We start from the raw sequence: 26,356 nt of genomic DNA, 5'->3' as shown, positions 1-26,356 counted from the left end.
CCCTATCTCGGTGCTCAGCTGATCAAGCGGGCGAGGGCTTCGGCGGCTTTGCGGCAATCTGATGTCGACGCGTCGAGATGTGTCACAACGCGGAGCTGGGTCGCGCCGACGCCTCCGACCAGGACACCCTGGTCCTTCGCGGCTGCCACGATCTCCGCTACGGACTTTCCGGTGGCGGCCAGGTCCGCGACCACGATGTTGGTCTCGACCTGGTCGGGCTTGACCGAGCCGGGCGCGGCGTCGGCCAGCGTCTCCGCGATCAGGCGCGCGTTCGCGTGGTCTTCGGCCAGACGGTCGATGTTGTGGTCCAAGGCGTAGAGACCGGCTGCGGCCAAGACGCCGGCCTGACGCCAACCCGCACCGAGACGCTTGCGCCAGACCCTGGCCTCACGGATCAGCTCGACAGAACCCACGAGCACCGAGCCGACCGGGGCACCAAGGCCCTTGGACAGGCAGACGCTGGCAGCCGCCGCCCGGGAGGCGTACGACGCGACCGGCACACCGGACGCCACGGACGCGTTCCACAGCCGAGCGCCGTCGAGGTGAAGCGGCAGGCCACGGGCGTCCAGCTCGTCGGCGAGAGCGTCGTACTGGTGCTGGATCGCGCCGCCGCCGAAGTTGTGCGTGTTCTCGACCGAAACGGCGGCCGTCTGCACGAAGTACGGCCCGAGGTCCGCAGCGATCAACGCGCGGATCTGCTCCAGGTCGATCTGACCGGCCGGTGCGGACCAGGTCCGGGTCGTGACCCCGCTGACGGCGGCGTGTGCGCCGAGCTCGGCCCGGGCGATGTGGGCGCTGGCCTCGCACAGCACCTCGCTGCCTGGCGGCACAAGCGCCCGTACGCCGAGGATGTTCGCGAGCGAACCGGTCACGGTGAACAGCCCGGCCTCGTGACCGAGCAGCCCGGCGACCGTCTCCTCGAGCCGGTTGACCGTCGGGTCCTCGCCGTACACGTCGTCGCCGAGCGGCGCCGAGGTCATCGCCGCCAGCATCCCCGCCGACGGGCGGGTCACCGTGTCCGAGCGCAGGTCGATCATGCTTGCGCCGCGCGCAGCCGCTCGGCGACCAGGAACGCCAGCTCGAGCGACTGGTGCCGGTTCAGCCGTGGGTCGCAGGCGGTCTCGTACCGGTTCACGAGGTCCTCCGCGACCAGCTCCTCACCGCCGCCGAGGCACTCGGTCACGTCGTCGCCGGTGAGCTCCATGTGCACACCACCCGGCCACGTCCCGACCTGCTCGTGCGCGTCGAAGAAGCCCTGCACCTCGTCCATCACGTCGTCGAAGTTGCGGGTCTTGTACCCGTTCGGGGTCTCGTAGGTGTTCCCGTGCATCGGGTCGCACACCCACGCGATCGGCGAACCGTGATCCCGGACCGCCTCCAGCAGCGGCGGCAGCGCCGCGCGGATCTTGCCCGCGCCCATCCGGGTGATGAACGTGAGCCGGCCCTCGATCCCCTTCGGGTTCAGCTTGTCGATCAGGGTCCGGATGTACTCCGGAGTCGTCGTCGGCCCGATCTTCACACCGAGCGGGTTGGACAGCGAGGCCAGGAACTCCACGTGCGCGCCGTCCAGCTGCCGGGTCCGCTCGCCCACCCAGAGCAGGTGGCCGGAGACGTCGTACGGCTGCTCGGTCCGCGAGTCGATCCGGGTCATGGCGTGCTCGTACTCGAGGATGAGCGCCTCGTGCGACGCGTAGAAGTCGACCGTCCGGAACTCGTCCGAGGTCGCACCACAGGCCCGCATGAAGGCGAGTGCCCGCTCGATCTCGGAGGCCAGCTGCTCATAGCGCCGGCCGACCGGTGACGACTTCACGAAGTCCGTGTTCCACGCGTGCACCTGGTGCAGGTCGGCGTACCCACCGGTGGTGAACGCGCGGGTCAGGTTCAGCGTCGCGGCGGCCGCGTTGTAGACGCCGCGCAGCCGCTGCGGGTCCGGGATCCGCGCCTCGGGGGTGAACTCCAGTCCGTTGACAGCGTCCCCGCGGTACGTCGGCAGCGTCACACCGTCCCGCGTTTCCTCACCGGAGCTCCGCGGCTTGGCGTACTGACCGGCGATCCGGCCGACCTTCACGACGGGCACGCTGGCGGCGTACTGGAGGACGACGGCCATCTGCAGCAGCACCCGGAGCTTGGCCCGGATGTTCTCCGCGGTCACGCCGTCGAAGGTCTCCGCGCAGTCCCCGCCCTGGAGGATGAACGCCTCGCCGCGGGTCACCGCGCCGATCTTGGTGGTCAGGTCGTCGCACTCACCGGCGAACACCAGTGGCGGCAGCTTCCGCAGCTCACGGATCACCTCGTCCAGCACCACCGAATCCGGCCACTCCGGCTGCTGCAGCGGCTTCAAAGCCCGCAACTCGTCCAGACTCGGAACCCCAGGCACTTCCCCCGCAGTCAACGTCGCAAATTGCATGCGCTCAGCCTAAGCCAGCCCCACCACCCCCTCAGTAACCCGTCTCACCCTCGATGTAGGAGGGAAATACCCCCTGAGCGCCGCAGAATCCACCAAGGTCCGGCGAGGCTGTCCACAGGGTGCAAGTCATCGTCCAACGGGTGGGGTGCCGTGGGCATGTTGTCGGTGTGGAGGGATTACAGCAGGCTGACGACGACCTGGTGCGGCGGTTCGTCGAGCTGCGCGGTCGGCAGCAGGGTGCTTTCAGCCGCGCCCAGGCGGTAGCGAACGGGATCGACGACAGCACGCTGGCGCGGCGATGCCGGAATCGGCAGATCCGGCGGATCCACCAGGGTGTCTACGTAGACTTCACCGGCCCCTTGCCGTGGGCGACCAAGGCATGGGCCGCTTGGCTGGCGTGCGGCCCGGAAGCCGCCTTGACCGGTGAGACCGCGTTGCGCTGGCACGGGCTCAGCGGCGACTGGGACGACCGGACGATCCAGCTCGCGGTTCCGCAGAGCCGCAAGCTGGAGCGTCGGTCCGGCATCCGGATCACTCGTCACCAAGACTTCCCCGCGTGGCTCCAGGAGGGGCGCGAGCCGTGCGTGGTGCGGCTCGAGGTCGCGGTGCTGACCGCGGCTGCCGGTCGCGCTGCCCCGGATCGACGGGCCTCGCTTGTGCTCGACGTCTGCCGGCAACGACGTACGACACCGGACCGCTTGCTCGCCGAGTTGGCCCGCCTTCCGCGGCTCCGTGGGCGGGCAATGCTGCTGCAGGTTCTTTCGGATGCCGCGTCCGGTGTGCAGTCGTTCCTCGAGCAGACCTACCTGATCCGGGTCGAGCGTGCCCACAGTCTGCCTGCTGCCACCCGGCAAGTCCGCGCGACGTACGGCAAGCAGGTCAACTATCGCGACGTCGAGTACGTTCCGTACGACGTGATCGCCGAGCTCGACGGTCGTACCGGTCATGCTGACGCCACGTCGACCTGGCGGGACATGCACCGGGACAACGCTGCGACGCTCCAAGGCAAAATCACGCTCCGCTTCGGGTACCAACTGGTTTCCGACCCCTGCGCCGCGGCCGTCCAGATCGGCGCGGCGCTCACCCTCCGTGGCTGGCCCGGCATCCTCACGCCGTGCTCGCCGACCTGCTCAGTGAAAGGAGGCTTTTGAGCGCCTCCGTGGTGGGTTTCTGGCGCTATTCGGTGATAACCCCCCTAGAACCGGAAAGCCGAAGCGTCAGGTGAGGGCGCTGAGGTCGGGTGGTACGTCGACGGCGTGTTCGCGCAGCACCGTGAGGGGGATGGTGTCCAGGGAGCGGGCGTGGGTTGACGCGAGTACTACGGGAGCTGCGGCGCCGGCGTGGTAGGCCTGGAGCCAGCGGACGGCGACTACGCACCAGCGGTCGCCTGGCTTCAAGCCGGGGAAGCTGAGTTCGGGGCGTGGGGTGGTGAGGTCGTTGCCGACGGAGACCTGGTGGGCGAGGAACTCCGCGGTCATCACGGCGCAGACGGTGTGACTACCGACGTCCTCGGGGCCGCTCGTGCAGCAGCCGTCGCGGTAGAAGCCGGTGACCGGGTCGGTCCCGCATTCCTCCAGCGGTTCGCCGAGGACGTTCAGGTCGCTGTCCATGGCGACAATCCTGACCCGGCCGGCCCGGAAAGACCGTCAGCTCGCCTTGGTGTCGCCGAGGCGGAGGTGCTCGTCGACCGACTCGCCGGCCTTGATCAGCTCCTTGGCCTTCTCGGCGTACATGTCGACGTACTCCTGGCCGGACAGCTCCATCATCGCGTACATGATCTCGTCGGTGACCGAGCGCAGCACGAACCGGTCGCGCTCCATCCCCTCGTAGCGGGAGAAGTCCAGCGGCTTGCCGATCGCGACGCCCGGGCGGACCAGGCGCGGCAGCCGGCGACCCTGCTCCCGGATCAGCCACTGCGGCCAGAGCGTGCCGGGCGGCTGCAGCTTCTCGGTGTCGATCATCGCGACCGGGATCACCGGCACGCCGGCCACGATCGCCATCCGGGCGACGCCGGTCTTGCCCTTGTACAGCCGCCCGTCGGGCGACCGGGTGCCTTCGGGGTAGATCCCGAACAGCTCACCCTTCTTCAGGATGTCCAGCCCGGTGTTCAGCGCGGCCAGCGAGGCCCGCCCGCCGGAGCGGTCGATCGGGATCTGGCCGACCGACCGGAAGAAGGTGGCGACCAGCTTCCCCTTCAGCCCCGGCGCGGTGAAGTACTCCGACTTCGCCGGGAAGACGATCTGCCGCGGGACGGCGACCGGGAGGAAGATCGAGTCGCAGAAGGCCAGGTGGTTGCTGACCAGGAGCGCCGGGCCGTCGGCCGGGATGTTCTCCAGTCCGGTGACTTTAGGGCGGAAGAGCAGCTTCACCAATGGTGCGACGAGGAACCGCCTGAGGAACAGGTACAGCATCGCCTTACCTCCGTCACTCGTCCGCGCACTCGCCGGCACTTTCCGGCATGCTTCTCACCCGGGCACCAGTGTCCGCCGGTAGCGACGGTTGCGACAGTTCTCGCGCGTCCCGTCGGCAGGACCCTACGTTCCAGCTTCCTCCTCAGGCAATGTCACCGCCAGGAATGCGGGTGTTGCTCACCGTGTTGTCACCTGAATGCAGACTGGACGAAGCCCAGATGCGACCATGGGGACCTGCGGCGGTCCGGCTGTGAACGGGGGCCGCCGGTGAGGACCGTGACCGGCGAGGAGTCGACGTGCCAGTGCAAGGCCACGCGGAGGAGTTCCGCAGTCCCGGGACCGGCGAGAACGCCGCGGTAGGAGTCCTGCTCAGCCACGGATTCACCGGTTCGCCGAAGTCGATGCGTCCGTTCGGCGAACACCTGGCCGCCGAGGGGTACGGCGTCGCCGTGCCCCGCCTGCCTGGTCACGGCACCACCTGGCAGGAGATGAACAAGACCGGCTGGCCGGACTGGTACGCCGTCCTGGACAACGAGCTGGAGCGGTTGCGCAAGGAGCACGACCAGGTCTTCGTGGCCGGACTGTCGATGGGCGGCTGCCTGGTGCTGCGGCTGGCCGAGCAGCACGGCGGGGATATTTCCGGTCTGGTCCTGATCAACCCGTCGGTGCGGACCGACGACAAGCGGCTGCTACTGCTGCCGGTGCTGTCCCGGCTGGTGCCGTCGTTCCCGGGCATCTCGAACGACATCAAGAAGCCGGGTGCCGACGAGGGCGCGTACGACCGGATGCCGCTGCGCGCGCTGCACTCGTTGTCGCAGCTGTGGCAGGTCACCCGGGACGATCTTGCGAAGGTCACACAGCCGGTGCTGATGTTCCGCAGTACTGTCGATCATGTGGTGGAACCGAGCTCTGGCCGGACCGTACTGGCCTCGATCTCGTCCCGCGACGTGACCGAGACCCTGCTCGAGGACAGCTATCACGTGGCAACTCTGGACAATGACGCACCGCGCATCTTCGCGGACTCGACAGCATTCATCCGCCGGGTCGCGGCCGATGCGTGACAACGGCCTGACCGCCGCGGATTACACGTCGCTCGGTGCTATCGACCCGCTGATCGCCGAGCCGGTGCTGACCGCGCTCGCCGAGGCGGGCATAGCGGCGTACTGCCAGAGCCAGAGCGAGGCCCGCACACCGGAAGAGGCCGAGGAGCCGATCCACCTACCGGTCGGGTACGACGAGATCTTCGTGGATGCGGAGGCGGCGGAACGGGCCCGGCCGATCGTCGAGCGGAGCACGGAGGACGCCGAGTGGGCGTCGCTGGTGGAGCAGTTCAACGCCCCGTCCGCACCCGGCCACGACGGCGGCGAGCCGTCGGTGCCGCGGTGGCCGGTGAGTGAGGACGTCGACGAGAAGTACGAACCGCTGATCGACGTACCCGCCGGGCTGGCCATCGAGGACAAGTCGGACGACGAGGACGAGGACGACAAGCCGGCGAAGAAGACCGACGACCCGCACGACCACTACGTCCCGCCGGAGCCGCCGCGCGGCCCGCGGCTGGACTGGATCAGCCGGATCGCCTGGCTCGGCCTGATCGGCGGCCCGCTGCTGCTGATCGCGGCCGCCGTACTCGACTTCGGCACCGGCCGGATCACCACGCTCGCGGTGGTCGGTTTCATCGGCGGCTTCCTCACCCTGGTGATCCGGATGAAGGATCGGTTGCCACCAGATGACACGCCCGATGACGGGGCCGTGGTGTGAGTTAGAGTGCGGATCGTCGGACAATCCGACGACTTCCGAGGGAGGTACCCGTGCAGGTCACCGAGACCGTCGAGATCACCGGCCACCTGATGGACACCGGGCTGCTGTCCCGGGTCCTCGACGACATCCGCGGGTACGGCGGTGAGTACACGCTGGACAAGTTCGACCTCGGCTACGACAAGGACGACCCGTCCACGGTCCGGATGACGGTCGGCGCCGAGGACGAGGAGTCCCTGCAGCGGCTGCTGATGCGGATCCAGACCAAGGGCGCGAACCTGGTCAACCCCGGGACTCCGGACATCACTGAGGTGACCCAGGACGGCGTCTTCCCGGACGGCTTCTACTCCACCACCAACCTGCCGACCAGCGTCCGGCTCGGCGGTCACTGGATTCCGGTTCGCAACCCCGAGATGGACTGCGGCCTCCTGGTCGAGGGTGAGACTGTGCGGACCATCCCGATGTCCGAGGTGAAGGTGGGGATGCGGATCATCACGAGCGCCCAGGGCGTCAAGGTCACGCCTCCACTGATCGAGGACGTCGAGGACGCGTTCGGCTTCATGGACTCGGAGGTATCCAGCGAGAAGCCGCAGCGGGTGCTGGTGAAGCAGGTCGCGGACGGCATGCGCGAGGCGAAGGCGAACGGCCAGAAGGTGCTGTGGGTCGGCGGCCCGGGCATCGTGCACACGGGCGCCGCGCCGGCGATGGTCGCGCTGGTCGAGGCCGGTTTCGTCGACGTCCTGTTCGCCGGGAACGCGCTGGCCACCCACGACATCGAGTCGTCGCTCTACGGTACGTCGCTGGGCGTCGACCTGGCCCGGGGACGCGGGGTGGAGCACGGGCACGAACACCACATCCGCGCCATCAACACGATCCGCAAGGCCGGCTCGATCAAGGCCGCGGTGGACCAGGGCGTACTCACCTCCGGTGTGATGCACGCGCTGGTGAAGGGGAACAAGACCTTCGTCCTGGTCGGGTCGGTCCGCGACGACGGGCCGCTGCCCGACGTCTACACCGACGTACTCGAGGGCCAGCGGGCGATGCGGGCCGAGCTGCCCGGGGTCGGCTACTGCCTGATGGCCGCGACCATGCTGCACTCGGTTGCCACTGGCAACATCCTGCCCGCGTCGATCCCGCTCACCTGCGTGGACATCAACCCGGCGACGGTGACCAAGCTGGCCGATCGCGGCTCGTCCCACGCCCGCGGCATCGTCACCGATGTCGGCCTGTTCATCGAACACCTGGCCCGCGAGCTCTCCCCGGCGTACGCCGAGAGCAAGTAGGTTGCGCGTGACCCGGTCCGCGGGTGAGGCTGGTTGCCTCGCCTGACGGACAGGAGTTCACCGCGGATGACCGACGACTTCGCATCGTTCCTGCGCCGGTTCGAGGAGGCCAATACCGCGTTCATGAACGGCGATCCGTCGTTGTGGCTGCCGTTGGTGTCGCGGAGCGAGCAGACGTCGATCTTCGGCGGCTTCGGCGGGCATGAGGTCGGATGGTCGCAGATCGGGCCGCGGTATCGGTGGGCGTCGGGGCAGTTTCGGCCGAGCGGCGCGGAGGTCGAGTTCGAGTACTTGGACAAGCATGTGGGCGCGGACACGGCGTACTCGGTGGCCTTCGAGCGCTGCACGGTCCAGTACGTCGACCGCCCTGGCACCCACCCACACGCGCTTCGGGCAACCATGGTCTTCCGCCGGGAAACCACCGACTGGAAAATCGTCCACCGCCACGCAGATCCGCTGAGCCCGCCACCCACCCCCTGACGTCCTCGCTGTCACAAATCGGAGGGCTGCCGAATCTCTAGTGGTAAAGAGAGGACGCCAGCATGAACTCCATCCTTGTCACCGGCGGGACCGGCCACCTCGGTCGCCCCACTGTCAGCCAACTGCGCGCGGCCGGGCACCAGGTCCGCGTGCTGAGCCGGAAGCACGGTCCGGACCGTGTCGTCGCGGACCTCACCACCGGCACCGGTCTGGAGGCCGCGGTCGAAGGCGCCGCCGTGATCGTGCACCTGGCCACCAGCCTCGGCCGCCAGGACGCGCAGCAGACCCGCCGCCTGGTCGAGGCCGCCGCGGGCGTCCAGCACCTCGTGGTGATGTCGATCGCCGGCATCGACCGCATCCCGCTCTCGTACTACAAGACCAAGCTCGAGGTCGAGCAGGTCATCGAGCAGTCGGGTGTGCCGTACACGATCCAGCGGGCGACCCAGTTCCACGACCTGATCGACCGCGTCTTCAGCGCCCAGCGCTACCTCCCGGTCGTCGTCGCGCCGACGATCTCGCTGCAGCCGATCGCGGTCGAGGACGTGGCCGCCCGGCTGACCGAGCTGGTCGGGCAGCCGCCGGTGAAAGGTCGCGCGCCGGACATCGGCGGGCCCGAACGCCGGACGGTGCGCGACCTGGCCCGGATCTGGAAGCAGGCGAAGGGCTCGCACCGGCCCATCGTGCCCTTGCGGCTGGGCGGCAAGGTCTTCCGCGCCTTCGCGAACGGTGACGCGATGGTCGACGGACCGGCGTACGGCCGGATCACCTTCGCGGAGCACCTCGGATAAGGACGTACGTCGGGACGGTGCTCGTGATCTCCGCCGCGTTCCAGTTGACGTTCGGCGTCTGGCTGACGTTCGCCCCGCGGAACCGGCTCGGTGCCACGGATCGAACCTACTGCACTCCCCACGCCGCGTACGCGGTCCGCACCGGGTACACCAGGTGGCGTGACATGGGTGTTGGATGGGCCTCATGACCGAACTCGTGCACCTCGCGACCGCTGATGGCGTGGCTACCGTCACGCTCGACTCGCCGCATAACAAGAATGCGCTCTCGCAGCAGCTCACCGGTGAACTGCTGGAGCAGCTCGAGGCGGCGGGTACGGACGACGCCGTCCGGGTGATCGTGATCCGGTCGGCGCTCGAGGTGTTCTGCTCGGGTGCCGACCTGTCCGAGGCGACCACGGTCGGCATGGGGGTCGGGGCGCAGCGGATGGTCGATGTCCAGCGGGCGATCGTCGCGAACCCGAAGCCGGTGGTCGCACGGGTGGCCGGTCCGGTCCGCGCCGGCGGAATCGGGATCGTGGCGGCGGCCGACATCAGTGTCGCCGGTGCGGCGTCGACGTTCGCGCTCACCGAGGTCCGGCTGGGCCTGGCCGCGGCGACCATCTCGCTGACCGTGCTCCCCCGGCTCACCGACCGCGGGGCGGCGTACACCTTCCTGACCGGCAACGGGTTCGACGGGCTGGAGGCCGCGCGGCTCGGGCTGGTCACTCTCACCGTCCCCGACGACGACCTGGACGCCGCGGTCGAGACCGTGCTGGCGTCGTTGCTGAAGGGTGCTCCGCAGGGTCTGCGCGAGACGAAGAAGCTGCTCAACCGCGAACTGCTCGCCGACATCGACGACCGGGGCAAGGACCTGGCCGAGCTGTCGGCGAGCCTGTTCGGCTCCCCCGCGGCTCAGGAAGCGATGCTCGCCTTCCTGAACCGCAAGAAGAGGTAACGGCTACTTCGGGACCTTGTCGCACGCCCTCTGCTGGATCCTGGCCTGCAGGTCGACCGCTTCCTCAGGTGAACGCTCGCGAGCGCTGACCGAGCGTCAGGCCGTGAGCTCGATCAGCATCGGGAGGTGGTCGGAGGCGGCGGCCAGGTCTTCGCGGGATGCGGGGGTCTTCAGGATGCGGCCGGTCAGCTGAGGTGAGAGGTGCGCGCCGTCGATACGTTTGTGGGGGTTGGTGGAGCTGAAGGTGGGCCCGGCGTCGGCGCCCAGGTCGGTGAGGCCCTCCTCGGCCAGGCGTTTCCAGACGGGGCCGTCGGGCTCCTCGTTGAGGTCGCCGGTGAGGAGGTACGGGAGGTTGAAGGAGCGGCAGCCTTTCAGGACCTGTTCGAGTTCGTGCCGGCGGCCACGGATGTGCAGGCCGAGGTGGCAGACGACGAGGGCGAGCCGCGCGGTCCCTAGGGTGACGTGGCCGCCGACGGCACCGCCGGGGAGTTGGGTGGCGATGAACTTCAGTCGCCGGCGGACGAACGGACGCCAGATCCGCCAGTGCAGCGGCTCGGTCAGGTCGGTGCCGTCGGCAACCAGGATCGCGTTGCGGGCCGAGCCGACGACGTACCGCATCCCGAAGCTCGCCGCCATCGCGCGCCGCTTCCGCCGGGTCCCCCACCAGGTCGGCGCCTCCTGCACCAGCATCACGTCCGGCGCACACGCCTGCACCACCCGCGCGAGCGCCGTACGGTCGTCGCCCCACCGATGCACGTTGTACGACAGCACCCGCAGGCCCTCGTCACGAGGACCCACGGTCATGGGGCCTCCCGGCCTGGACTGAGGAGCGCAGGGAGCGAAGCGACCGGAGCGACGAGGGAAGGCCGGGAGCCAAGGCCCCATGACCCTGCCGGCGCCGAAGGCCCGGCCAAAAGCACACTCATGCCTCGTCGGCGGGGTGCAGGTCGGAGTCTGCTGCGGCGCGCATTCCCGTACGACGGCCGGCCGACTTGCGGGCCGCGCGCTCGAGGCGCGTCGACCGGCTCCGGGCGGCGGCCGTCTTCGCGGTGACCGCGGTCGTCTTGACCCTGACCCGCCGCAACCAGGTGGCCTCTTCGCGCGCCAGGTCGGCCGCACCGACGAGACCCGCCTCCGGGCCGAGGACGGCCCGGACGATCCGCGCCTCCGGACGGAAGCCGCGACCGGTCAGCGTCCGCTTGAACGCCTCCCGGGCCGGCGCGAGCAGGAGCTCACCAGCGTCGGACACACCGCCACCGATCACGAAGGTGCCGGGGTCGAATGCGGCGGCGAGGTTGGCCAGCCCGATCCCGAGCCAGCGGCCGACGTCCTCGAGCAGCTCGACCGCGACCGGGTCGCCGTCCTTGGCCAGCTCGGTCACCATCGGGCCGTTGATCTTGCGCGGATCGCCACCGGCCGCGCGCAGCAGATTGTGCGCCACCGGTGAGCCGGACAGCGCCAGCTCGCGCGCCTCCCGGGTCAGGGCGTTGCCAGAGGCGTACTGCTCCCAGCAACCGCGGTTGCCGCACTCGCAGCGATGCCCGCCGGGCACGACCTGCATGTGCCCGAACTCCCCCGCGATGCCGAACTTCCCGCGCTGCAGCGCGCCGTCGTTCAGGATCGCGCCACCGATGCCGGTCCCGAGCGTCACACAGATCAGATGGCTCTCGCCCTGGCCGCCGCCGAACCGCCACTCCGACCAGGCGGCCGCGTTGGCGTCGTTCTCGACGACGACCGGCAGCCCGAGCCGGCGCTCGACCGCGTCCCGCAGCGGCTCGTGCCGCCAGGCGAGGTGCGGCGCGAACAGCACCGATGACCGCGTCCCGTCGACGAATCCGGCGGCACCGATGCCGACCGCGATCACGTCGTGCCGCGACTCCAGGTCGCGGACGATCTCCGCGATCGCGTCCTCGGTCTCCTTGGGGTCCGTGGTCGGCGTGTCCCGCCGTACCCGGTCCAGGATGTTGGCCTCCGGGTCGACCACCCCGGCGGCGACCTTGGTCCCGCCGATGTCGATCCCGATCGTCAAAGCCTGCGTCAGAGCCACTGCACGACCCTCCTCGCCGTACCCCCAGCCCCCGCCGGACTACTTCCAGTATCCCCGGTCGGCGGAATCATCGGGTCTTCTCCGGGGCGGGCGCGGGGCGGCGGGCCAGGTCGGCGGCGCCGATCAGGCCGGCGTCGTTGCCCAGCTCGGCCACGCCGAACGTCGGGTGCGGGCGGTTGGCCTTGGCCGGCAGGTTCCGCTCGAAGGCGACCTGCGCGGACTTCATCAGCAGGTGCTTCGCCGCGCTCACCCCGCCGCCGATCACGATCGTGGAAGGGTCGAACAGCGTCGCGATACTGGCCAGGCCCTCGCCCAGCCAGTGCCCGAGGTCCTCCAGCAGCTCGACCGCGCACGGGTCGCCGGCGGCGGCCGCCTGGGTGATCATCGGCCCGGTCAGCTCGGCCGGGTCGGTGATCCCGCACACGCTCAGCATCTGCGCGGCCAGCAGCGAGCCCGACTCCGCTCGCGCCCGCCCTTCGCGCACCAGCGCCCGCCCCGACGCGTACTGCTCCCAGCACCCGCGCGCCCCGCACCCGCACAGATGTCCACCGGGTACGACGCGCATGTGGCCGAGCTCGGCCGCGACGCCATTGGCACCGCGCAGCAACTCGCCGTCGTTCACGACCCCGCCGCCGATCCCGGTGCCGACCGTGATGCAGACCATGTCCTCGACGTCCTTCGCGGCGCCGAAGGCGAACTCACCCCAGGCGGCCGCGTTCGCGTCGTTCTCCACGACCACGGGGATCTTCAGCACCTTCGCGACCCGGGTACCCAGCGGCTCGTCGCGCCAGGCGAGGTTCGGCGCGAACAGCACGGTCGAGCGGTCCGACGAGACGAACCCGGCGGCGCCGATCCCGACCGCCTCCACCTCGTGCGCGGCGATCAGCTCGGCCGCCGCGTCACAGATCGCCGCGGCGGTGTCGTCCACCGAGTTCGCCGGGGTGTCGCGCACCGCACGGGCGCCGATTGTTCCGTCCGGGCCGACCACACCCGCCGCGATCTTCGTACCGCCGACATCGATGCCGATCGTCAGTCCCATGGTTCGGGGTCCTCACTCACGTCGATCCGGTCCACCCGGGACCGGACCGGCTGCTCTTCCTGGGGCGCGGTGCGCGACGCTGCGTCCTCCCGCGGCTGCCGAGCTGCGTCGTTGGCAGCCTCGAGCAGAGATCTCACCGAACCGAGAACCTGGGCCGCGGCCGCAGACAGCTGCTCGATCGTCTCGGGGCTGGTGTTCCGGACTTTGTGGATCAGCTGGCAGACAGGACACCAAACGCAGTCCGGCCCGAGCTTGTGTTCGTGTGCTTGCGCCGGCTCCTCGGCGTGCGTCGTACCGCCGGGGTCGGTCGCCGCCTGTTGCAGCACGGCGAACAGCTTCGCTGCCTCCTCCGCCACGGACCCGATGGGCTCCTTGGTCACGGGGCCTCCCGGCCTGGACTGAGGAGCGCAGGGAGCGAAGCGACTGGGGCGACGAGGGAAGGCCGGGAGTCAAAGCCCCATGACCCGCCGCGCCGGAGGCGTGGCATCAACTTTGTCGCCGGCCCTCTCCGATCGCGGCGCCGTGGGCGAGCTGCTGGGCGTGGTACTCGGCCGTCAGTTCCTGGGCCAGCTCCTGCGCGGACTCGAGCGGTCCGCTCCCGCTCGGCAGCTCGGACGGCACCGGCCGCGTGGTCTCCCGCGGCGCGAACCGCACCTGCAGCCGTCCGTCGTCCAGCCGCGCACCCGCGACCACGCCGCGGGCCAGCGCCGCCGGCAACGGCAGCACGCGCCGGTAGGACCCGACTGTGATGATCAGCTCGTCACCGTGCCGCGCCAGCTCCAGCTCGCTCGCAGATGCCAGCGGCAACGGCATCGTCAGCGTGTAGGTCCGGCCGTCCGTGTCGATGTGCCGATCCACCCACAGCGACGTCTCGGCCGTGGCCCGGGCGAACGGGTCGTCCCCGCCGTACATCTCGACCGCGAACGCGGCCAGCTCCTCGACGCCGACCGGCTCGCAGACCCGGTACGGCGACTCCCAGATCGGCAGCGGCCGGAACGAGTCCGCGACCTCCTCGAGGATCCCGCGCTGCGCGGCGACCCACTGCCGTCGCCAGGAGTCCGCGCCGGCGGCCGGGAACACCCGGTTCGCGACCACGCCGTCGACGCGGTAGCCGTACAGCGACAGGCGCGTCAGCGACCGCCGGGCCTCGGCGACGACCACGGCTTCCGGCGTCAGCACCAGCCGCACCGAGGCGTCCGGGCCGGCCAGCAGCGTGCGGATGTCGGAGAGGTCGCTCTGCAACCGTCGCAGCGCGTCGAAAACGGTGTCATCGGGCATCGGGATCCCCGGCCCCCGGCTCAGGAACGGCCGGAAGGTCCGCATCACCTTGCGCTCGGCGTTGAAGATCCGGTCCATGTACCAGTTCAGGGCCTCGGGCAACGCGAGCAGCCGGAGCGTCTCCGCGGTCGGCGCGCAGTCCACCACGATCACGTCCCAGCGCCCGGACCGGACGTGGTCGCGCACCTCGAGCAGCGCGAGCACTTCCTCCGCGCCCGGCAGCACGGTCAGCTCCTCGGCCTCGATCGGGTCCACCCCGACCATGTGCAGCACCGACCGCAGGTAGGACTGGATGTCGCCCCACGACCGCTCGAACTTGCGCTGGGCGTCGATCTGCTGGACGAACAGCAGATCGTCGATCTCGGTCGGCTCCGGTCCGACCTCGGAGTCGAACGCGTCCGACAGCGAGTGCGCGGCATCGGTCGACAGCACCAGCGTGCGCAGCCCGCGCAGCGCCGCGAGCGTGGCAGTACCCGCCGCGGAGGTCGTCTTGCCTACGCCGCCCTTACCCGTGTACAGCAGAACCCGAGTCACTGAATCAGGACTCGACGCGCTTCTTGAGCCCCTTGAGGGCTGTGTCGATGATGACCTTCTCGGCCTTGCGCTTCAGCATGCCGATCATCGGGATCGCCACGTCGACGGCCAGCCGGTACGTCACCTCGGTCCCCTCGGCGCCCAGGTCGCGCAACACATAGGCGCCGTCCATCCCCTTCACCATCTTGGCCTGCACCAGCGTCCAGGTCACCTCGTTGCGGGACCAGACGTAGTCCAGCGTGTACTCGTCGGAGATCGCACCGGCGTCGACCTTGAACCGGACCTGCTTCGGCCGGCCCGCCTCGTCGGTGGACAGCACCTGGGTCTCCCGCATCGAGTCGGCCCATTCCGGGTACGCCGCGAAGTCCGCGATCACCGCCATGATCTCTTTGGGGGTCGCGTTCATCACGATGGTCGAGGTGGTCTGATCCGCCATCTATTCACCTCTTAGCTGTGGGACTCGTCGTACTCGGACCGTCGGGCGCTGCGCCGGCGTCCTCCCCGGAGACTATCGCGGGTTCGGACCCGGGACGGCGTTCGCCCGCCGCGCGGCCCGCTTCGGCTTCGTCCTTGAACCGCCACAGGTGCTCCCGGTACGACGCGACGTACCGCTCCTTGAGTCTGGCGAGGGCCTGGCCGCGGACCGGTTTCACCGGGTCGACGCGCAGGTACCAGTGCACGACGACGCCGTCGCGGACCACCTCCAGCCACCATTCCGCCGTACCGATCGCCGCGCCGGCCACGGTCCAGCGGACGCCCTCCAGGCCGCGCCGCTCGGCCGCGGTCAGGATGAGGTCCGGCCACCACTCGCGCCAGAGGGTGTCCGAACCGAGGCGCGCGGCGACGTAGGCTGGATCAGCAACGACCAAGTCGTCGCAACTGATGTCGAGCGTGGGCATTGCTGAAGGCACCTGTTCCTTGGGTCACATGAACCTGGCTACTTCTGGGTAGGTGACTGTAGCGTGCGCCGGAAGTCGACAATTCGTGACCGACTGAGGAGACGCGGATGCGTGAGTACACCGTTCCTGCTGTGACCGAGCCACCCACCGGGAGCCTGAGCGACCCCGTGTGGGCGAACGCGTCCTCTCATCCTGACACCGCCGTGTTCAGCCGGCGGGTAGGGGCCGATTCAGGGGGCGGCTGGCTGGACGTGTCCGCGGCCGAGTTCGCCCGGCAGGTCACCGCCGTCGCGAAGGGCCTGATCGCGGCCGGCGTGCAGCACGGCGACCGGGTCGCCCTGCTCAGCGCGACCCGCTACGAGTGGACCCTGATCGACTACGCGATCTGGAGCATCGGTTCGGTCACCGTTCCGATCTACGAAACGTCCTCCGCGTCGCAGATCCAGTGGATCCTGACCGACTCCGATGCGGTCGTCGCGATCGCCGAGAACGCCGCCCACGGCGCGGTGGTCGAGTCCGCCCGGCCGGAGGCGCCCTCGCTGCAGGAGATCTGGCAGATCGAGGCCGGCGCGGTCGAGCAGCTCACCGTGCTCGGCCAGGAGATCACCGATGCCGAGTTCGACAAGCGCCGTACGGCGGTGCAGTCGGGCGACCTGGCCACGCTGATCTACACCTCCGGTACGACGGGACGCCCGAAGGGCTGCAAGATCAGCCACTCGAACTTCCTGGCCGAGCTCGACCCGGCCGTGAAGATCCTCGACGAGCTCTTCGCGACCGACGGCGCGAGCACGCTGCTGTTCCTGCCGCTGGCGCACGTCTTCGCGCGGATCATCCAGGTCGGTTGCGTGATGAAGATGGTCAAGGTCGGCCACAGCGCCGACGTGAAGAACCTGGTGAACGACCTCGGCGAGTTCAAGCCGACGTTCATCCTGAGCGTGCCGCGGGTGTTCGAGAAGGTGTTCAACTCGGCCAGCCAGAAGGCGCACGCAGATGGCAAGGGCAAGATCTTCGACGCGGCCGCGGACACCGCGATCGCGTACTCGCGGGCCCAGGACAAGGGCGGCGCGTCGTTCGGGCTGAAGGCCAAGCACGCGCTGTTCGACCGACTCGTCTACTCCAAGCTCCGCGCGGTGCTCGGCGGCAAGGTCCAGTACGCCGTCTCCGGCGGCGCACCGCTCGGCGACCGGCTCGGGCACTTCTTCCGCGGCATCGGTGCACCGGTGCTCGAGGGGTACGGCCTGACCGAGACCACCGCCGCGGTGGCGGTCAACCTGCCTGACGACATCCGCATCGGCACCGTCGGCCGGCCGCTTCCTGGTGTGTCGGTCGGCGTCGCCGCGGACGGCGAGCTGTGCTTCAAGGGCGGCCAGGTCATGCAGGGCTACTGGAAGAACGACGAGGCCACCGCGGCCGCGATCGACGCGGACGGCTGGTTCCACACCGGCGACCTGGGTGAGTTCGACGTCGACGGGTTCATCAAGATCACCGGCCGGAAGAAGGAGATCCTGGTCACCGCCGGCGGCAAGAATGTCGCGCCGGCCGTGCTCGAGGACCAGATCCGCCTGCACCCATTGGTCAGCCAGTGCATGGTGGTCGGTGACGCCAAGCCGTTCATCGCCGCGCTGATCACGATCGACCCGGAGAACATCGTTCCGTGGGCCACCGAGCGCGGGAAGCCCACCGACGTGGCCTCGCTGACCGCCGACGCGGACCTGATCGCCGAGATCCAGAAGGCCGTCACCGAGGCCAACGGTTCGGTCTCCAAGGCCGAGGAGATCAAGAAGTTCTCGATCCTCCCGATCGACTGGACGCAGGAGTCCGGCGAGTTGTCCCTGAAGCTCTCGCTGCGCCGTCACATCGTGATGAAGAACCACGGGTCCGACGTCGAGGCCCTGTACGCGAAGTAGCCGGGGTTAGCCGAGGGGTACCGGACGGGCATGAAATCAGTGAGACGTGCCGCGCACACCCGGGTGCCGGCACCGCGCGTTGTCGGATCCGCCCGCCCGCCGTCGGACGTGAGCGGACCCTTTGTCTGTAGCTGGAGCGCGGTCGGTGACTGTGCGGTCGTCCGCGTGGCCGGTGCGGTCGACCTCGTCGCCGTACCCACGTTCGCCACCGAGCTCCAGCATGTGATCACCACGAAGCTGTCGAAGCTCGTGGTCGATCTGCGGCGGGTCACGACGATGGAGGCGGCCGGCCTGCTCGTGCTCGCCGACGCCCATGACCTGGCCGTCGAGCACGGCGGCTGGCTGCGTGCCTCCGGAGCCGGGCAGTGGCTGGCCGACCTGGTCCGGACTACCGGATCCGCACGCCCGCTCGACCACTACCCCACGCTGGCGGATGCGCTGCCCGCCTACCGGCCCGCCTTCACCCCTCCGCCGGTCTGATGCGCGCGAACGTCGTACTGCCGGCACAGCCGAATGGTTGATGGCGGGTCGAGCTTGATGGGCGATGTGAGCCGGCTGGGTCCTCCGCGAAGCTCGATGCATGACCACGACGAGCACGACACCGGCGGCCCGCGGGGCTGTCGTCGAAGTCGGTAATCTGCGCAAGTCCTACGGCGACCGGACCGTCGTCGACGGTGTGTCGTTCACCGTCGAGGAGGGCGAGATCTTCGGCATCCTCGGCCCGAACGGCGCCGGGAAGACCACCACCGTCGAGTGTGTCGAGGGCCTGCGCGTCCCCGACGGCGGCCGGATCCGGGTCGCCGGGCTCGACCCGATCGCCGATCACGCGGCGGTCACCCAGGTGCTCGGTGCCCAGCTCCAGGAGAGCGAGCTGCAGGCAAAGCTCACGGTCCGCGAGGCCCTCGAGCTGTACGCCGCGCTGTACCCGAACCCGGCCGACTGGAAGCCGTTGGCCGAACGCCTCGGCCTCGTCGCTCAGCTGAACACCCGGTTCGGGGTGCTGAGCGGCGGCCAGAAGCAGCGCCTGTTCATCGCGCTCGCTCTGATCGGCAACCCCCGGGTCGTCGTCCTCGACGAGCTGACGACCGGGCTCGACCCGCGCGCCCGCCGCGACACCTGGGAGGTCGTCGAGGACGTCCGCGCCCGCGGCGTCACCGTCCTGCTGGTCACGCACTTCATGGAGGAAGCGCAGCTGTGCGACCGGATCGCCGTGATCGACCAAGGCCGGATCACCGCGCTCGACACACCCCGCGGGCTGATCAGCCGCGCGGCGGGATCCACCGTCATCTCCTTCACCCCGTCGGCCCCCCTCGACGACGAGGAGCTGGCCGCTCTGCCGGGTCTCGCGTCGGTCGAGCACAAGGACGGCCGGATCACCCTCAGCGGCACCGACGACACCGTCAACGCCGTCCTCTCACTCCTCGCCCGGCACCGCATCACGGCCCACCAACTGCGGGTCACCGACGCCACGCTGGACGACGCCTTCCTGGACCTGACGGGAGCCACCCGATGAGCACCGCCGTACAGACCGCGCCCGCGCGGTCCACCAGCCCCTACTTCGCCGTTCTGCGCGCCGAGGCGCGACTGTTCCGGCGTGAGCCCGGCAGTCTCTTCTGGGTGCTGGCCTTCCCGCCGCTGCTCCTGGTGATCCTGGGCAGCATCCCGTCGTTCAAGAAGGCCGACGCCGGGCTCGGCGGGGTCCGGCTGATCGATCTGTACGTGCCGATCCTCGTGCTGATCGCCCTGGTCATGATCGGCCTGCAGACGATGCCGCCGGTCATCACCGGCTACCGCGAGCGCGGCATCCTGCGCCGGATGTCGGCAACCCCCGGCCGCCCGTCCGCGCTGCTGTCGGCGCAGATCGGACTGAACGGCGCCGCGGCCCTGGCCTCGGTGCTGATCTGCCTGACGGTCGGCCGGCTCGCGTTCGGCGTGGCGTTGCCGCGCCAGGCCTTCGGCTACGCGCTGACGCTGTTGCTCACCGCCGCTGCCTCGCTCTCCCTGGGCGCTCTGGTCTCCGCGCTGGCCCGGACAGCGAAGATGGCGCAGGCGCTCGGTACGGGGATCTTCTTCCCGAGCATGTTCTGCGCGGGCTTGTGGCTGCCGGTCAAGGCGATGCCTGACGTGATGGCGCACATCGTCGTACTCACACCGTTCGGAGCCGCCGCGAGCGCACTCGACCAGGCGTTCGCCGGTGATTGGCCGTCGTGGTCCCACCTCGGCGTCCTCGCCGCCTGGGCGATCGTGCTGTCGGCCGCCGCCGGTCGCTGGTTCCGCTGGGAGTAGCACCGTGCAGACTGGGCGGGTGACGACGGCGGACGAGGACATCGATCGGCGGCAACAGGCCTTCCGTCGGTGGCAGCCCTACGGCCTCCTCGTCATCGGCACCCTCCTGTCGGCCGCGACGGTCGAGCTGATCATGCCGACCACGGCCAAACAGGTCACAGCCGCAGCGCTGGTGGTCGCAGCTCTCGTCCTCCAGCTGTGGTGGGGCGATCGCACCGAGGGCGGCCCGAGCCGGCTCTCGGTCGCGTACTACGTCATCCGTTACGCGATCGGCTTCGCGCTCACCCTGGTGAACCCGTTCTTCGCCTTCTACGCCGTAGCGGGCTACTTCGATGCCGAGGAGCTGATCCCCGGCCGGCGCCGCCGGCGCGTCGCCTTGTTCGCCTGTTCCATCCCGGTGGCGGGAGCGCAGACCAGCGGGATACCGGTCGACGGCTGGACGCGATGGATCGTGTTCGCGGTCCTGCTGGTGGCCAACAACGTGCTGCTGACGCTCGTCACCCATCTCAACGAGCAGGAGGAACAGCGATCCCGGGACCGGGCGGCGACCATCCTCGAGCTCCAGCAGGCCCACGACGAGAACGCCGCCTTGCAGGCCCAGCTCCTCGTCCAGGCAAGGGAAGCGGGCATCGCCGACGAACGCCGGCGGCTGGCCGCGGAGATCCACGACACGATCGCCCAGGGACTGACCGGGATCATCGCCCAGCTCCAGGTCGTCGCGAGTACGTCGGACCCGGCGACAGCCGAGGAGCACGTCAGCCGCGCCACCGATCTGGCCCGGCACAGCCTGGGCGAAGCCCGCCGCTCGGTGCAGAACCTCGCTCCGGTGGGTCTGTCGTACGACGGACTTCCCGAGGCCCTGCGGAAGACGGTCGACCAGTGGGCGGAGCGGACCGGCATACGCGCCGAGTTCACTCTCACGGGGACATCGCAACACCTGCATGGGGAGGTCTCGGCAACCATCCTGCGCATCACCCAGGAAGCCCTGGCGAACGTGGCGAAACACGCCTCCGCCGCACGTGTCGGGGTGACGCTCAGCTTCCTGGACGACGAGGTCACCTTGGACATCCGCGACGACGGAAAGGGCTTCGACCCGATGACATTGCCCCAGCGCTCGGGCACCGGCGGCTTCGGCCTGGACGGTATGCGCGCCCGCGCCGAGCGCATCGCCGGATCGCTCACCGTCGAGTCCGAGCCGGACTCGGGTACGGCGGTGTCGGCTCGCGTACCGTTGGTGCTCCATGGCTTAGATCTCGCTCCTGCTCGTCGACGACCACCCGGTGGTCCGCAACGGCCTGCGCGGCATGTTCGAGGCCGCGCCCGGCTTCACCGTGCTCGCCGAGGCGTCCAACGGCGTGGAGGCGGTGGCGCTGGCCGCCGACCACGATCCCGACGTGATCCTGATGGACCTGCGGATGCCCGGCGGCGGTGGGCTCGAGGCCATCACCGAGCTGACCCGCCGCGGTACCCGGGCGAAAATCCTGGTCCTCACCACGTGGGACACCGACACCGACACCCTGCCGGCGATCGAGGCGGGCGCGACCGGCTATCTGCTGAAGGACGCGCCGCAGGACGAGCTGTTCACCGGGGTCCGTGAAGCGGCAGCCGGACGGACGGTCCTCTCCCCCGCCGTCGCCTCCCGATTGGTCTCCGCCGTCCGTACGCCGGCGCAGAGCCCGCTGGCCGCCCGTGAACGCGAGATTCTCGCACTGGTTGCCAAGGGCACCTCCAACCGCGAGATCGCCCGCGAACTCTTCATCAGCGAGGCCACGGTGAAGACCCACCTCAGCCACCTCTTCACCAAGCTCGGCGTCACCGACCGAGCCGCCGCGGTGGCCAAGGGCTACGAACAGGGCATCCTGGGGCGGGACTGATCACTTCCCGCCGGAGAACGTGATGCCGTTCGTGATTTGCTTCTGGGCGACGAAGAAGATCACCAGGCACGGGACGGTGATCATCACGGAGGTTGCCATCAGCAATGGCGTGTCGGTTCCGTTGACGGACTGGAAACCGGCCAAGGCCAGGGGCAGCGTCTTCCACTGGTCGGAGTTGATGTAGATGGCCGGGCCGAGGAAGTTGTTCCAGTAACCCATGAACAACAGGATCGATACCGCGACCACGGCAGGCCGGGCCAGCGGCAGGTAGACCAGCCAGAACGTCTTGAACCACCCGCACCCGTCAACGACCGCCGCATCGGCCAGCTCGGCAGGCATCCGGGCGAAGAACTGGCGGAACAAGAAGATGTAGAACGGCGAACCGAAGAACGCCGGCAGGATCAGCGGGTACAACGTGTCGACCATGCCGAGGTTGTTGAACAGCATGAACTGCGGCACCATCGTCACCTCCCCCGGCAGCAGCATCGTCGCCAGGACGACGGCGAACACGACACCGGAGAAGCGCACCCGCAACCGTGCGAACGCGAACCCCGCGAGCGAGCACGAGAAGACCGTGCCGATGATCGGGATCAGTGTGGTCAGCACGGAGTTGAGCGCGTACCGCCAGAACGGGAACGACGTGATCGCCCGCGTGTAGTTGTCCCACAGGAACTCCCGCGGCCACACGCTGGCACCCGAGCTCCCGACACCGGCGAGCGATCGCAACGAGGTCGCGATCATCCATAGGAACGGGTAGACGAAGACGAGTGACCCGAGCGCCAGGACGACGTACAAGACGACGGTGAGCGAGAGGTTCCGGCGCCAGAAGGGACGGTCGACGCTCACCCGCAGCGCGGGGCGGGATTGGGCCAGGACAGTCATCGGTTCCTCCGCTTCCGGCGGCCGGAGAGCTCGGTCTCGTAGTACACGGCGAACGCGCTTCCGCGCAGCGTCACCGCGGTCAGCGCCAGGATGACGACGAACAGGATCCAGGCCAGCGCGGACGCGTAGCCCATCCGGAAGTTCTGGAACGCGTTGTCGTACAGGTAGTAGACGAAGAACAGCAGCGAGTCCTTCGGGCCGCCCTTCGCGATGAATCCCTGGGTGAAGATCTGCAACGAGCCGATGATCCCGGTCAGGGCGTTGAACAGGATGATCGGCGACATCTGCGGCAGCGTCACGTGCCAGAACAGCCGCACCGGCCCGGCTCCGTCGATGGCCGCCGCCTCGTACAGGTTCGGCGGCACGTCCTTGAGCCCGGCCAGGTAGATGACCATCGCCCCGCCGACCGTCCACAGGCTCATCAGGATCACCGTCGGAAGCGCCCACGACGCGTCGTTGAACCACCCGGGTCCGTCGATCCCGACCTTTCCGAGTACGTCGTTCGCGAGGCCGTACTGGGGGTTGAACACCCAGAGGAACAAGACCATCTGGGCCACGCCGGACACCAGGCTCGGCAGGTACCAGACGGTGCGGAAGAACCGCATCCCGGGCAGCTCGGTGTTCAGCAGCAGCGCGACCAGGAAGGCCAGTGCGGTCTGCAGTGGCACGCTGATCACGGCGTACAGCAGCGTCACCTTCAGCGCCTGCCCGACCCGCGGATCCTGGAACGCCTCGGTGTAGTTGGACAGGCCAACGAATTTCGGCGGCGTGATCAGGTCCCACGAGGTCAGGCTGACGTAGATCGAGGACACCATCGGCCCGACCGTGAACAGGCCGAAGCCGATCAGCCACGGCGAGACGAACAGCCAGAACGCGATCGTCTTGTCGGCCCGCGGCCACTTCCGCCGCGCCCCGTACGCCGCCAGTCCGATGACGGCGTACAGGACGATCAGCAGGACCAGGAAGGGGACCAGCGGCACGAGTGCGGTGGGAACGCCCCAGGACTCCGCGAGCCCGCGGATCCAGCCGATGGTCGGATTCACTGTGTGAGGGCCTGCGTGCACTTGGCGGCCAACTCCGGCAGGATCTTGGCCACGTCGTCCTTGCCGCTGCCCAGCGGGGTGTAGCTGGTCATCCCCTTGTCCGCGTCACCGGAGAGCTGCGCCTCCTTCGCGACCGAGACGCCGACGATGCCGGACTTCAGCGCCGTGGTGAAGGCGGCCAGGTTGCGGTCGGCCGGCAGCACCTTCTCCAGCGTCGGCGTCGACGCCTCGATGATCGGTACGCCGAGGGCCGTGTTCCCCTGGATCAGCTGGTCCTGAGCGACCTGCTGCGTACTGGCGAACTCGACGAACTTCTTCGCGGTCTCGAGCTGCTTGCCGGTCGCGTTCTTCGCGATCCCGAGCCCGTCGACCTCCATCGGGAATCCCTTGCCGGGCACCGGAACCAGCGACCAGTTCGGCTTGCTGATCTTGGCGAAGTCCGCGACCGTCCACGGTCCGAAGTCGCTGAACGTCGCCAGCCGGCCGGCCGCGAACCACTGCGCCTGGTCCTGTCCCTCGATGTCCAGCGACGTCGGCGCCGAGCGATCCTTCTGCATACCGACGACGTACTGCGCGGTGCTGACGCCGGTCTGGTCACCGAAGGTGCACTCGGTCGCGTCGGCGTTGTAGTAACCACCGCCGGCGGCCGTCAGCCAGCCCCGGTACCAGAGGTTGCTGGAGCCGAAGACGCGGGCCTTGCCGTCGCCGTGCGAGAGCTTCGCCGCGATCGTCTTGAACTCGTCGAGGCTCAGCGGAGTGGTTGTGCTCGGCAACGGTACGCCGGCGGCCTTGAAGGCGTCGGTGTTGATCGCCATCACCTTGGGCTTGGCCGCGAACGGCATCGCGTAGTACTTGCCCTGGAACTGCATCGCCGAGGAGATGTTCGGCTGCACGTACTTGCCGGGGTCGACGGTCTGCTCGGCGAAGCTGGGCGCGAACCCGGCCAGGCTGGTGTTGCTGATCTCCATCACGGTCGACTGGGTACCGGCCGCGATCGAGGTCTGCAGCTTCTGCTCGTAGTCGGACTGGATCCAGTTCGTGGTCACCTTCGAGCCCGGGTTGGCCTGCTCGAAGGCGGCGGCGATCGCCTTCAGCGACGCGGCTTCGGAGTTCGTTCCCCAGAAGGAGAAGGTGATGGTGGCGGAGTCGCCGGACTTGTTGGACGCGGGCTGGCTGCCGGTGGCGCAGCCCGCTGCCAAGCCGGTCAGCAGGAGCGCGGCCGTGGCGGGCAGTAGGCGGTGGGAGAGCTTCATGAGGGGTCCTTCGGCTAGGTCGTGGCTGTACTGACCCGGGCGGTCCGACCGGGTTGGAGGATTTCGGCGGTGCTGAGGTCGCCTTGGCCGACTGTCACCGTGAGCGGCCCCGGTCCGCTGTGCACGGTGACTTCGGTCGTGTGCCGTCCTTCTTGGCTGATGCGCAGGTCCCAATCGCCGACCCGGACGTGGTCGGCGGTCAGCCGGCCGACCTCGGCCGGAAGGTGGGATTCGATGGTCAGGGCCGCCGACGCCGCGTCCGGCCGCAGCCCGAGCAGGCCGGCGACCAGGTGCTCGACGACGGTGAACGAGATCTCCGGGTAGTCGTCCCGGCTGTCGATCAGGTGCTTGGTCCAGCGCCAGGCGGACTCGTCGCGACCGTGCTTGAAGAGCAGCTCGGGCCAGTAGCTGAACGACTCGATGTTCTTCGGCGGGTCGGCCTCCATCCGGTCCTCGATGTAGTCGAGGAAGCGCTCGTTACGCTCGCCGGTCCCGCTCAGTCCGAACAGTGGAACGAGCGTGTGCGACTCCAGTCCCCAACCGAAGTCCAGCCCGTCCTTGGTGACACCGCGCGCGAAGTGGTCCCCGTTCCACCAGTCGTTGCAGTAGATGGCCTGGATCCGGTCGGCCGCTGCGTGCCGACCGAGCTTGCGAAGAGCGGCGTACTGGGCGGCCATCCCGTCGCCCGCGATCAGCAGCGGTGCCTCGCGCTCGTTGTAGGTCGCCGTACCGAGGAAGATGTCCGCGGTCCCGCCGGCTTCGGGGATGCCGTCGCCGTCGGCGTCATGGGCTTCGACGAATTCGCCGACGCTGTGGCGGTAATAGGCCGCCAGGTCGGGGTCGTCGAGCCATCGGCGGTCGCCGGTCCAGTCGTACTGCTCCAGCGCCCGGTAGGTCAGGTCGAACACCGCGGGGATCTCCCGGACGAAGTGCTCGTCGTGGTGGTAGTCGAGGGCGGCGATCCGCCCGTCGAAGTGGAACGCCCAGATCGGGAACCACTTCCGGGCCGGCGTCGCCGAGCGGGCGAAGTGCCGGAACATCGCGAAGTTCTCGGCGTCCAGCCCGAGCAGGTGCGCACCGGCGGCCTGGTGGCAGACGTCGCGCGAGTAGAACATCGGCCGGGACGGATAGCCGGCCCAGTACGACGGCAGATGTCCGGGCGCGGCGTCCGTCTGGACCCAGTCCAGCGCCCGCTTCCGGGCCCACGCGAAAGCCTCCTCGACCAGTGGGTTGTCGGAGCTCACAGCCAGCACGGG

Annotated in this window: 27 protein-coding genes and 2 pseudogenes; 14 read left to right on the top strand and 15 right to left on the bottom strand. The window is 69.2% G+C overall.

All coding sequences use genetic code 11. The features are described 5' to 3' along the window. Nucleotides 1–14: 14 nt before the first annotated feature. Nucleotides 15–1,037, bottom strand: coding sequence for a threonine aldolase family protein (locus tag ACZ3HV_RS00595; RefSeq protein ID WP_465679578.1), 1,023 nt, complete (start codon nucleotides 1,035–1,037; stop codon nucleotides 15–17). Beyond that, the gene (locus tag ACZ3HV_RS00590; RefSeq protein ID WP_360365783.1) at nucleotides 1,034–2,407 is read right to left on the bottom strand and encodes a class II 3-deoxy-7-phosphoheptulonate synthase; all 1,374 of its coding nucleotides are present in this window, start codon (nucleotides 2,405–2,407) and stop codon (nucleotides 1,034–1,036) included. Before ACZ3HV_RS00590 ends, ACZ3HV_RS00595 begins: the two co-directional genes overlap by 4 nt. A 167-nt stretch (nucleotides 2,408–2,574) precedes the next feature. Here ACZ3HV_RS00590 and ACZ3HV_RS00585 point away from each other — a divergent pair, with 167 nt between their 5' ends. Further along, nucleotides 2,575–3,558 (top strand): type IV toxin-antitoxin system AbiEi family antitoxin domain-containing protein, encoded by a 984-nt coding sequence (locus tag ACZ3HV_RS00585; RefSeq protein WP_465679577.1) that lies wholly within the window; start codon nucleotides 2,575–2,577, stop codon nucleotides 3,556–3,558. A gap of 66 nt (nucleotides 3,559–3,624) precedes the next feature. Here ACZ3HV_RS00585 and ACZ3HV_RS00580 read toward each other — a convergent pair whose 3' ends face one another. Together ACZ3HV_RS00580 and ACZ3HV_RS00575 are read right to left on the bottom strand one after the other, a co-directional pair. Next, nucleotides 3,625–4,017 (bottom strand): DUF2237 family protein, encoded by a 393-nt coding sequence (locus ACZ3HV_RS00580; RefSeq protein ID WP_360365787.1) that lies wholly within the window; start codon nucleotides 4,015–4,017, stop codon nucleotides 3,625–3,627. A 36-nt stretch (nucleotides 4,018–4,053) separates the two neighbouring features. Then, nucleotides 4,054–4,818, bottom strand: a complete 765-nt coding sequence (locus ACZ3HV_RS00575; protein ID WP_465679575.1) for a lysophospholipid acyltransferase family protein — start codon at nucleotides 4,816–4,818, stop codon at nucleotides 4,054–4,056. A gap of 296 nt (nucleotides 4,819–5,114) precedes the next feature. Between ACZ3HV_RS00575 and ACZ3HV_RS00570 the strand changes: the two genes are divergently transcribed. From ACZ3HV_RS00570 to ACZ3HV_RS00545, 6 genes are all read left to right on the top strand, one after another. Further along, a complete protein-coding gene (locus ACZ3HV_RS00570) occupies nucleotides 5,115–5,879 on the top strand; it encodes an alpha/beta hydrolase (protein WP_465679574.1) in 765 nt (254 codons plus the stop codon). Next, nucleotides 5,872–6,576 (top strand): hypothetical protein, encoded by a 705-nt coding sequence (locus ACZ3HV_RS00565; protein ID WP_465679572.1) that lies wholly within the window; start codon nucleotides 5,872–5,874, stop codon nucleotides 6,574–6,576. Before ACZ3HV_RS00570 ends, ACZ3HV_RS00565 begins: the two co-directional genes overlap by 8 nt. A 50-nt stretch (nucleotides 6,577–6,626) precedes the next feature. Continuing rightward, nucleotides 6,627–7,856, top strand: a complete 1,230-nt coding sequence (locus ACZ3HV_RS00560) for an ornithine cyclodeaminase, nickel-pincer nucleotide-dependent (RefSeq protein ID WP_465679571.1) — start codon at nucleotides 6,627–6,629, stop codon at nucleotides 7,854–7,856. A 66-nt stretch (nucleotides 7,857–7,922) separates the two neighbouring features. Further along, nucleotides 7,923–8,336, top strand: coding sequence for a YybH family protein (locus tag ACZ3HV_RS00555; protein WP_360365797.1), 414 nt, complete (start codon nucleotides 7,923–7,925; stop codon nucleotides 8,334–8,336). A gap of 62 nt (nucleotides 8,337–8,398) precedes the next feature. Further along, nucleotides 8,399–9,124 carry an SDR family oxidoreductase gene (locus ACZ3HV_RS00550; protein WP_465679569.1) on the top strand — a complete coding sequence of 242 codons (726 nt, stop codon included), beginning with the start codon at nucleotides 8,399–8,401 and terminating at the stop codon, nucleotides 9,122–9,124. A 184-nt stretch (nucleotides 9,125–9,308) separates the two neighbouring features. After that, nucleotides 9,309–10,058: an enoyl-CoA hydratase-related protein gene (locus ACZ3HV_RS00545; protein WP_465679568.1), complete on the top strand. Its 750-nt coding sequence runs from the start codon at nucleotides 9,309–9,311 to the stop codon at nucleotides 10,056–10,058. A 96-nt stretch (nucleotides 10,059–10,154) separates the two neighbouring features. On the opposite strand, the gene ACZ3HV_RS00540 is transcribed toward ACZ3HV_RS00545, so the two are convergent. The 7 genes from ACZ3HV_RS00540 to ACZ3HV_RS00510 form a co-directional block, all read right to left on the bottom strand. After that, nucleotides 10,155–10,862, bottom strand: a complete 708-nt coding sequence (locus ACZ3HV_RS00540) for an endonuclease/exonuclease/phosphatase family protein (RefSeq protein WP_465679566.1) — start codon at nucleotides 10,860–10,862, stop codon at nucleotides 10,155–10,157. Between the two features lie 118 nt (nucleotides 10,863–10,980). Continuing rightward, nucleotides 10,981–12,105, bottom strand: a complete 1,125-nt coding sequence (locus tag ACZ3HV_RS00535; RefSeq protein WP_465679565.1) for an ROK family glucokinase — start codon at nucleotides 12,103–12,105, stop codon at nucleotides 10,981–10,983. A 67-nt stretch (nucleotides 12,106–12,172) separates the two neighbouring features. Beyond that, nucleotides 12,173–13,144 (bottom strand): ROK family glucokinase, encoded by a 972-nt coding sequence (locus ACZ3HV_RS00530; RefSeq protein WP_465679563.1) that lies wholly within the window; start codon nucleotides 13,142–13,144, stop codon nucleotides 12,173–12,175. Beyond that, the gene (locus tag ACZ3HV_RS00525; protein ID WP_465679562.1) at nucleotides 13,135–13,524 is read right to left on the bottom strand and encodes a hypothetical protein; all 390 of its coding nucleotides are present in this window, start codon (nucleotides 13,522–13,524) and stop codon (nucleotides 13,135–13,137) included. The genes ACZ3HV_RS00530 and ACZ3HV_RS00525 overlap by 10 nt, the downstream gene beginning before the upstream one ends. Nucleotides 13,525–13,630: 106 nt before the next feature. Beyond that, nucleotides 13,631–14,956 (bottom strand): ArsA family ATPase, encoded by a 1,326-nt coding sequence (locus ACZ3HV_RS00520; RefSeq protein WP_465679561.1) that lies wholly within the window; start codon nucleotides 14,954–14,956, stop codon nucleotides 13,631–13,633. 4 nt (nucleotides 14,957–14,960) lie between these two features. After that, nucleotides 14,961–15,392 carry an SRPBCC family protein gene (locus tag ACZ3HV_RS00515; protein WP_360380475.1) on the bottom strand — a complete coding sequence of 144 codons (432 nt, stop codon included), beginning with the start codon at nucleotides 15,390–15,392 and terminating at the stop codon, nucleotides 14,961–14,963. A gap of 4 nt (nucleotides 15,393–15,396) precedes the next feature. Next, nucleotides 15,397–15,855 carry a hypothetical protein gene (locus tag ACZ3HV_RS00510; protein WP_465679559.1) on the bottom strand — a complete coding sequence of 153 codons (459 nt, stop codon included), beginning with the start codon at nucleotides 15,853–15,855 and terminating at the stop codon, nucleotides 15,397–15,399. A 107-nt stretch (nucleotides 15,856–15,962) separates the two neighbouring features. On the opposite strand from ACZ3HV_RS00510, the gene ACZ3HV_RS00505 reads away from it, so the two are divergent. The 7 genes and pseudogenes from ACZ3HV_RS00505 to ACZ3HV_RS00475 all read left to right on the top strand — a co-directional run bounded on the left by ACZ3HV_RS00505 (nucleotide 15,963) and on the right by ACZ3HV_RS00475 (nucleotide 21,922). Then, complete coding sequence (locus ACZ3HV_RS00505; RefSeq protein ID WP_465679558.1) at nucleotides 15,963–17,762, top strand: AMP-dependent synthetase/ligase; 1,800 nt, start codon at nucleotides 15,963–15,965, stop codon at nucleotides 17,760–17,762. Nucleotides 17,763–17,792: 30 nt separating this feature from the next. After that, nucleotides 17,793–18,242, top strand: coding sequence for an STAS domain-containing protein (locus tag ACZ3HV_RS00500; RefSeq protein ID WP_465679556.1), 450 nt, complete (start codon nucleotides 17,793–17,795; stop codon nucleotides 18,240–18,242). Nucleotides 18,243–18,342: 100 nt separating this feature from the next. Then, nucleotides 18,343–19,275, top strand: a complete 933-nt coding sequence (locus tag ACZ3HV_RS00495; RefSeq protein WP_465679555.1) for an ABC transporter ATP-binding protein — start codon at nucleotides 18,343–18,345, stop codon at nucleotides 19,273–19,275. Beyond that, entirely contained in the window at nucleotides 19,272–20,048 is a 777-nt protein-coding gene (locus ACZ3HV_RS00490; protein ID WP_465679554.1) for an ABC transporter permease, read from the top strand. Before ACZ3HV_RS00495 ends, ACZ3HV_RS00490 begins: the two co-directional genes overlap by 4 nt. A 133-nt stretch (nucleotides 20,049–20,181) precedes the next feature. Then, nucleotides 20,182–21,270, top strand: a pseudogene (locus tag ACZ3HV_RS00485) (sensor histidine kinase); the annotation flags it as partial. 82 nt (nucleotides 21,271–21,352) lie between these two features. After that, nucleotides 21,353–21,577: pseudogene (locus tag ACZ3HV_RS00480) on the top strand (response regulator); the annotation flags it as partial. Between the two features lie 114 nt (nucleotides 21,578–21,691). Next, complete coding sequence (locus ACZ3HV_RS00475) at nucleotides 21,692–21,922, top strand: response regulator transcription factor (protein ID WP_465680417.1); 231 nt, start codon at nucleotides 21,692–21,694, stop codon at nucleotides 21,920–21,922. On the opposite strand, the gene ACZ3HV_RS00470 is transcribed toward ACZ3HV_RS00475, so the two are convergent. The 4 genes from ACZ3HV_RS00470 to ACZ3HV_RS00455 are packed head-to-tail and all read right to left on the bottom strand — an operon-like array spanning nucleotide 21,923 to nucleotide 26,353. Beyond that, nucleotides 21,923–22,804 (bottom strand): carbohydrate ABC transporter permease, encoded by an 882-nt coding sequence (locus tag ACZ3HV_RS00470; RefSeq protein ID WP_465679553.1) that lies wholly within the window; start codon nucleotides 22,802–22,804, stop codon nucleotides 21,923–21,925. Next, complete coding sequence (locus tag ACZ3HV_RS00465; protein WP_465679552.1) at nucleotides 22,801–23,847, bottom strand: carbohydrate ABC transporter permease; 1,047 nt, start codon at nucleotides 23,845–23,847, stop codon at nucleotides 22,801–22,803. The genes ACZ3HV_RS00470 and ACZ3HV_RS00465 overlap by 4 nt, the downstream gene beginning before the upstream one ends. Beyond that, complete coding sequence (locus ACZ3HV_RS00460; protein WP_465679551.1) at nucleotides 23,844–25,100, bottom strand: extracellular solute-binding protein; 1,257 nt, start codon at nucleotides 25,098–25,100, stop codon at nucleotides 23,844–23,846. Before ACZ3HV_RS00460 ends, ACZ3HV_RS00465 begins: the two co-directional genes overlap by 4 nt. 14 nt (nucleotides 25,101–25,114) lie before the next feature. Continuing rightward, the gene (locus ACZ3HV_RS00455; protein WP_465679549.1) at nucleotides 25,115–26,353 is read right to left on the bottom strand and encodes a hypothetical protein; all 1,239 of its coding nucleotides are present in this window, start codon (nucleotides 26,351–26,353) and stop codon (nucleotides 25,115–25,117) included. Nucleotides 26,354–26,356: the final 3 nt, after the last annotated feature.

Source organism: Kribbella sp. NPDC020701, assembly GCF_055562215.1.
The sequence above is the reverse complement of the archived record's forward strand: the minus strand, read 5'-3'. Positions and strand labels throughout refer to the sequence as shown.

What these genes read in the sequence shown, in the direction of transcription:
- ACZ3HV_RS00500 (WP_465679556.1), top strand. Translation starts at nt 17,793, where the DNA reads ATGAAATCAGTGAGACGTGCCGCGCACACCCGGGTGCCGGCACCGCGC.
- ACZ3HV_RS00565 (WP_465679572.1), top strand. Translation starts at nt 5,872, where the DNA reads ATGCGTGACAACGGCCTGACCGCCGCGGATTACACGTCGCTCGGTGCT.
- ACZ3HV_RS00580 (WP_360365787.1), bottom strand. Translation starts at nt 4,017, where the DNA reads ATGGACAGCGACCTGAACGTCCTCGGCGAACCGCTGGAGGAATGCGGG.
- ACZ3HV_RS00550 (WP_465679569.1), top strand. Translation starts at nt 8,399, where the DNA reads ATGAACTCCATCCTTGTCACCGGCGGGACCGGCCACCTCGGTCGCCCC.
- ACZ3HV_RS00575 (WP_465679575.1), bottom strand. Translation starts at nt 4,818, where the DNA reads ATGCTGTACCTGTTCCTCAGGCGGTTCCTCGTCGCACCATTGGTGAAG.
- ACZ3HV_RS00595 (WP_465679578.1), bottom strand. Translation starts at nt 1,037, where the DNA reads ATGATCGACCTGCGCTCGGACACGGTGACCCGCCCGTCGGCGGGGATG.
- ACZ3HV_RS00555 (WP_360365797.1), top strand. Translation starts at nt 7,923, where the DNA reads ATGACCGACGACTTCGCATCGTTCCTGCGCCGGTTCGAGGAGGCCAAT.
- ACZ3HV_RS00545 (WP_465679568.1), top strand. Translation starts at nt 9,309, where the DNA reads ATGACCGAACTCGTGCACCTCGCGACCGCTGATGGCGTGGCTACCGTC.
- ACZ3HV_RS00540 (WP_465679566.1), bottom strand. Translation starts at nt 10,862, where the DNA reads ATGACCGTGGGTCCTCGTGACGAGGGCCTGCGGGTGCTGTCGTACAAC.
- ACZ3HV_RS00510 (WP_465679559.1), bottom strand. Translation starts at nt 15,855, where the DNA reads ATGCCCACGCTCGACATCAGTTGCGACGACTTGGTCGTTGCTGATCCA.
- ACZ3HV_RS00470 (WP_465679553.1), bottom strand. Translation starts at nt 22,804, where the DNA reads ATGACTGTCCTGGCCCAATCCCGCCCCGCGCTGCGGGTGAGCGTCGAC.
- ACZ3HV_RS00530 (WP_465679563.1), bottom strand. Translation starts at nt 13,144, where the DNA reads ATGGGACTGACGATCGGCATCGATGTCGGCGGTACGAAGATCGCGGCG.
- ACZ3HV_RS00495 (WP_465679555.1), top strand. Translation starts at nt 18,343, where the DNA reads ATGACCACGACGAGCACGACACCGGCGGCCCGCGGGGCTGTCGTCGAA.
- ACZ3HV_RS00505 (WP_465679558.1), top strand. Translation starts at nt 15,963, where the DNA reads ATGCGTGAGTACACCGTTCCTGCTGTGACCGAGCCACCCACCGGGAGC.
- ACZ3HV_RS00515 (WP_360380475.1), bottom strand. Translation starts at nt 15,392, where the DNA reads ATGGCGGATCAGACCACCTCGACCATCGTGATGAACGCGACCCCCAAA.
- ACZ3HV_RS00590 (WP_360365783.1), bottom strand. Translation starts at nt 2,407, where the DNA reads ATGCAATTTGCGACGTTGACTGCGGGGGAAGTGCCTGGGGTTCCGAGT.
- ACZ3HV_RS00460 (WP_465679551.1), bottom strand. Translation starts at nt 25,100, where the DNA reads ATGAAGCTCTCCCACCGCCTACTGCCCGCCACGGCCGCGCTCCTGCTG.
- ACZ3HV_RS00490 (WP_465679554.1), top strand. Translation starts at nt 19,272, where the DNA reads ATGAGCACCGCCGTACAGACCGCGCCCGCGCGGTCCACCAGCCCCTAC.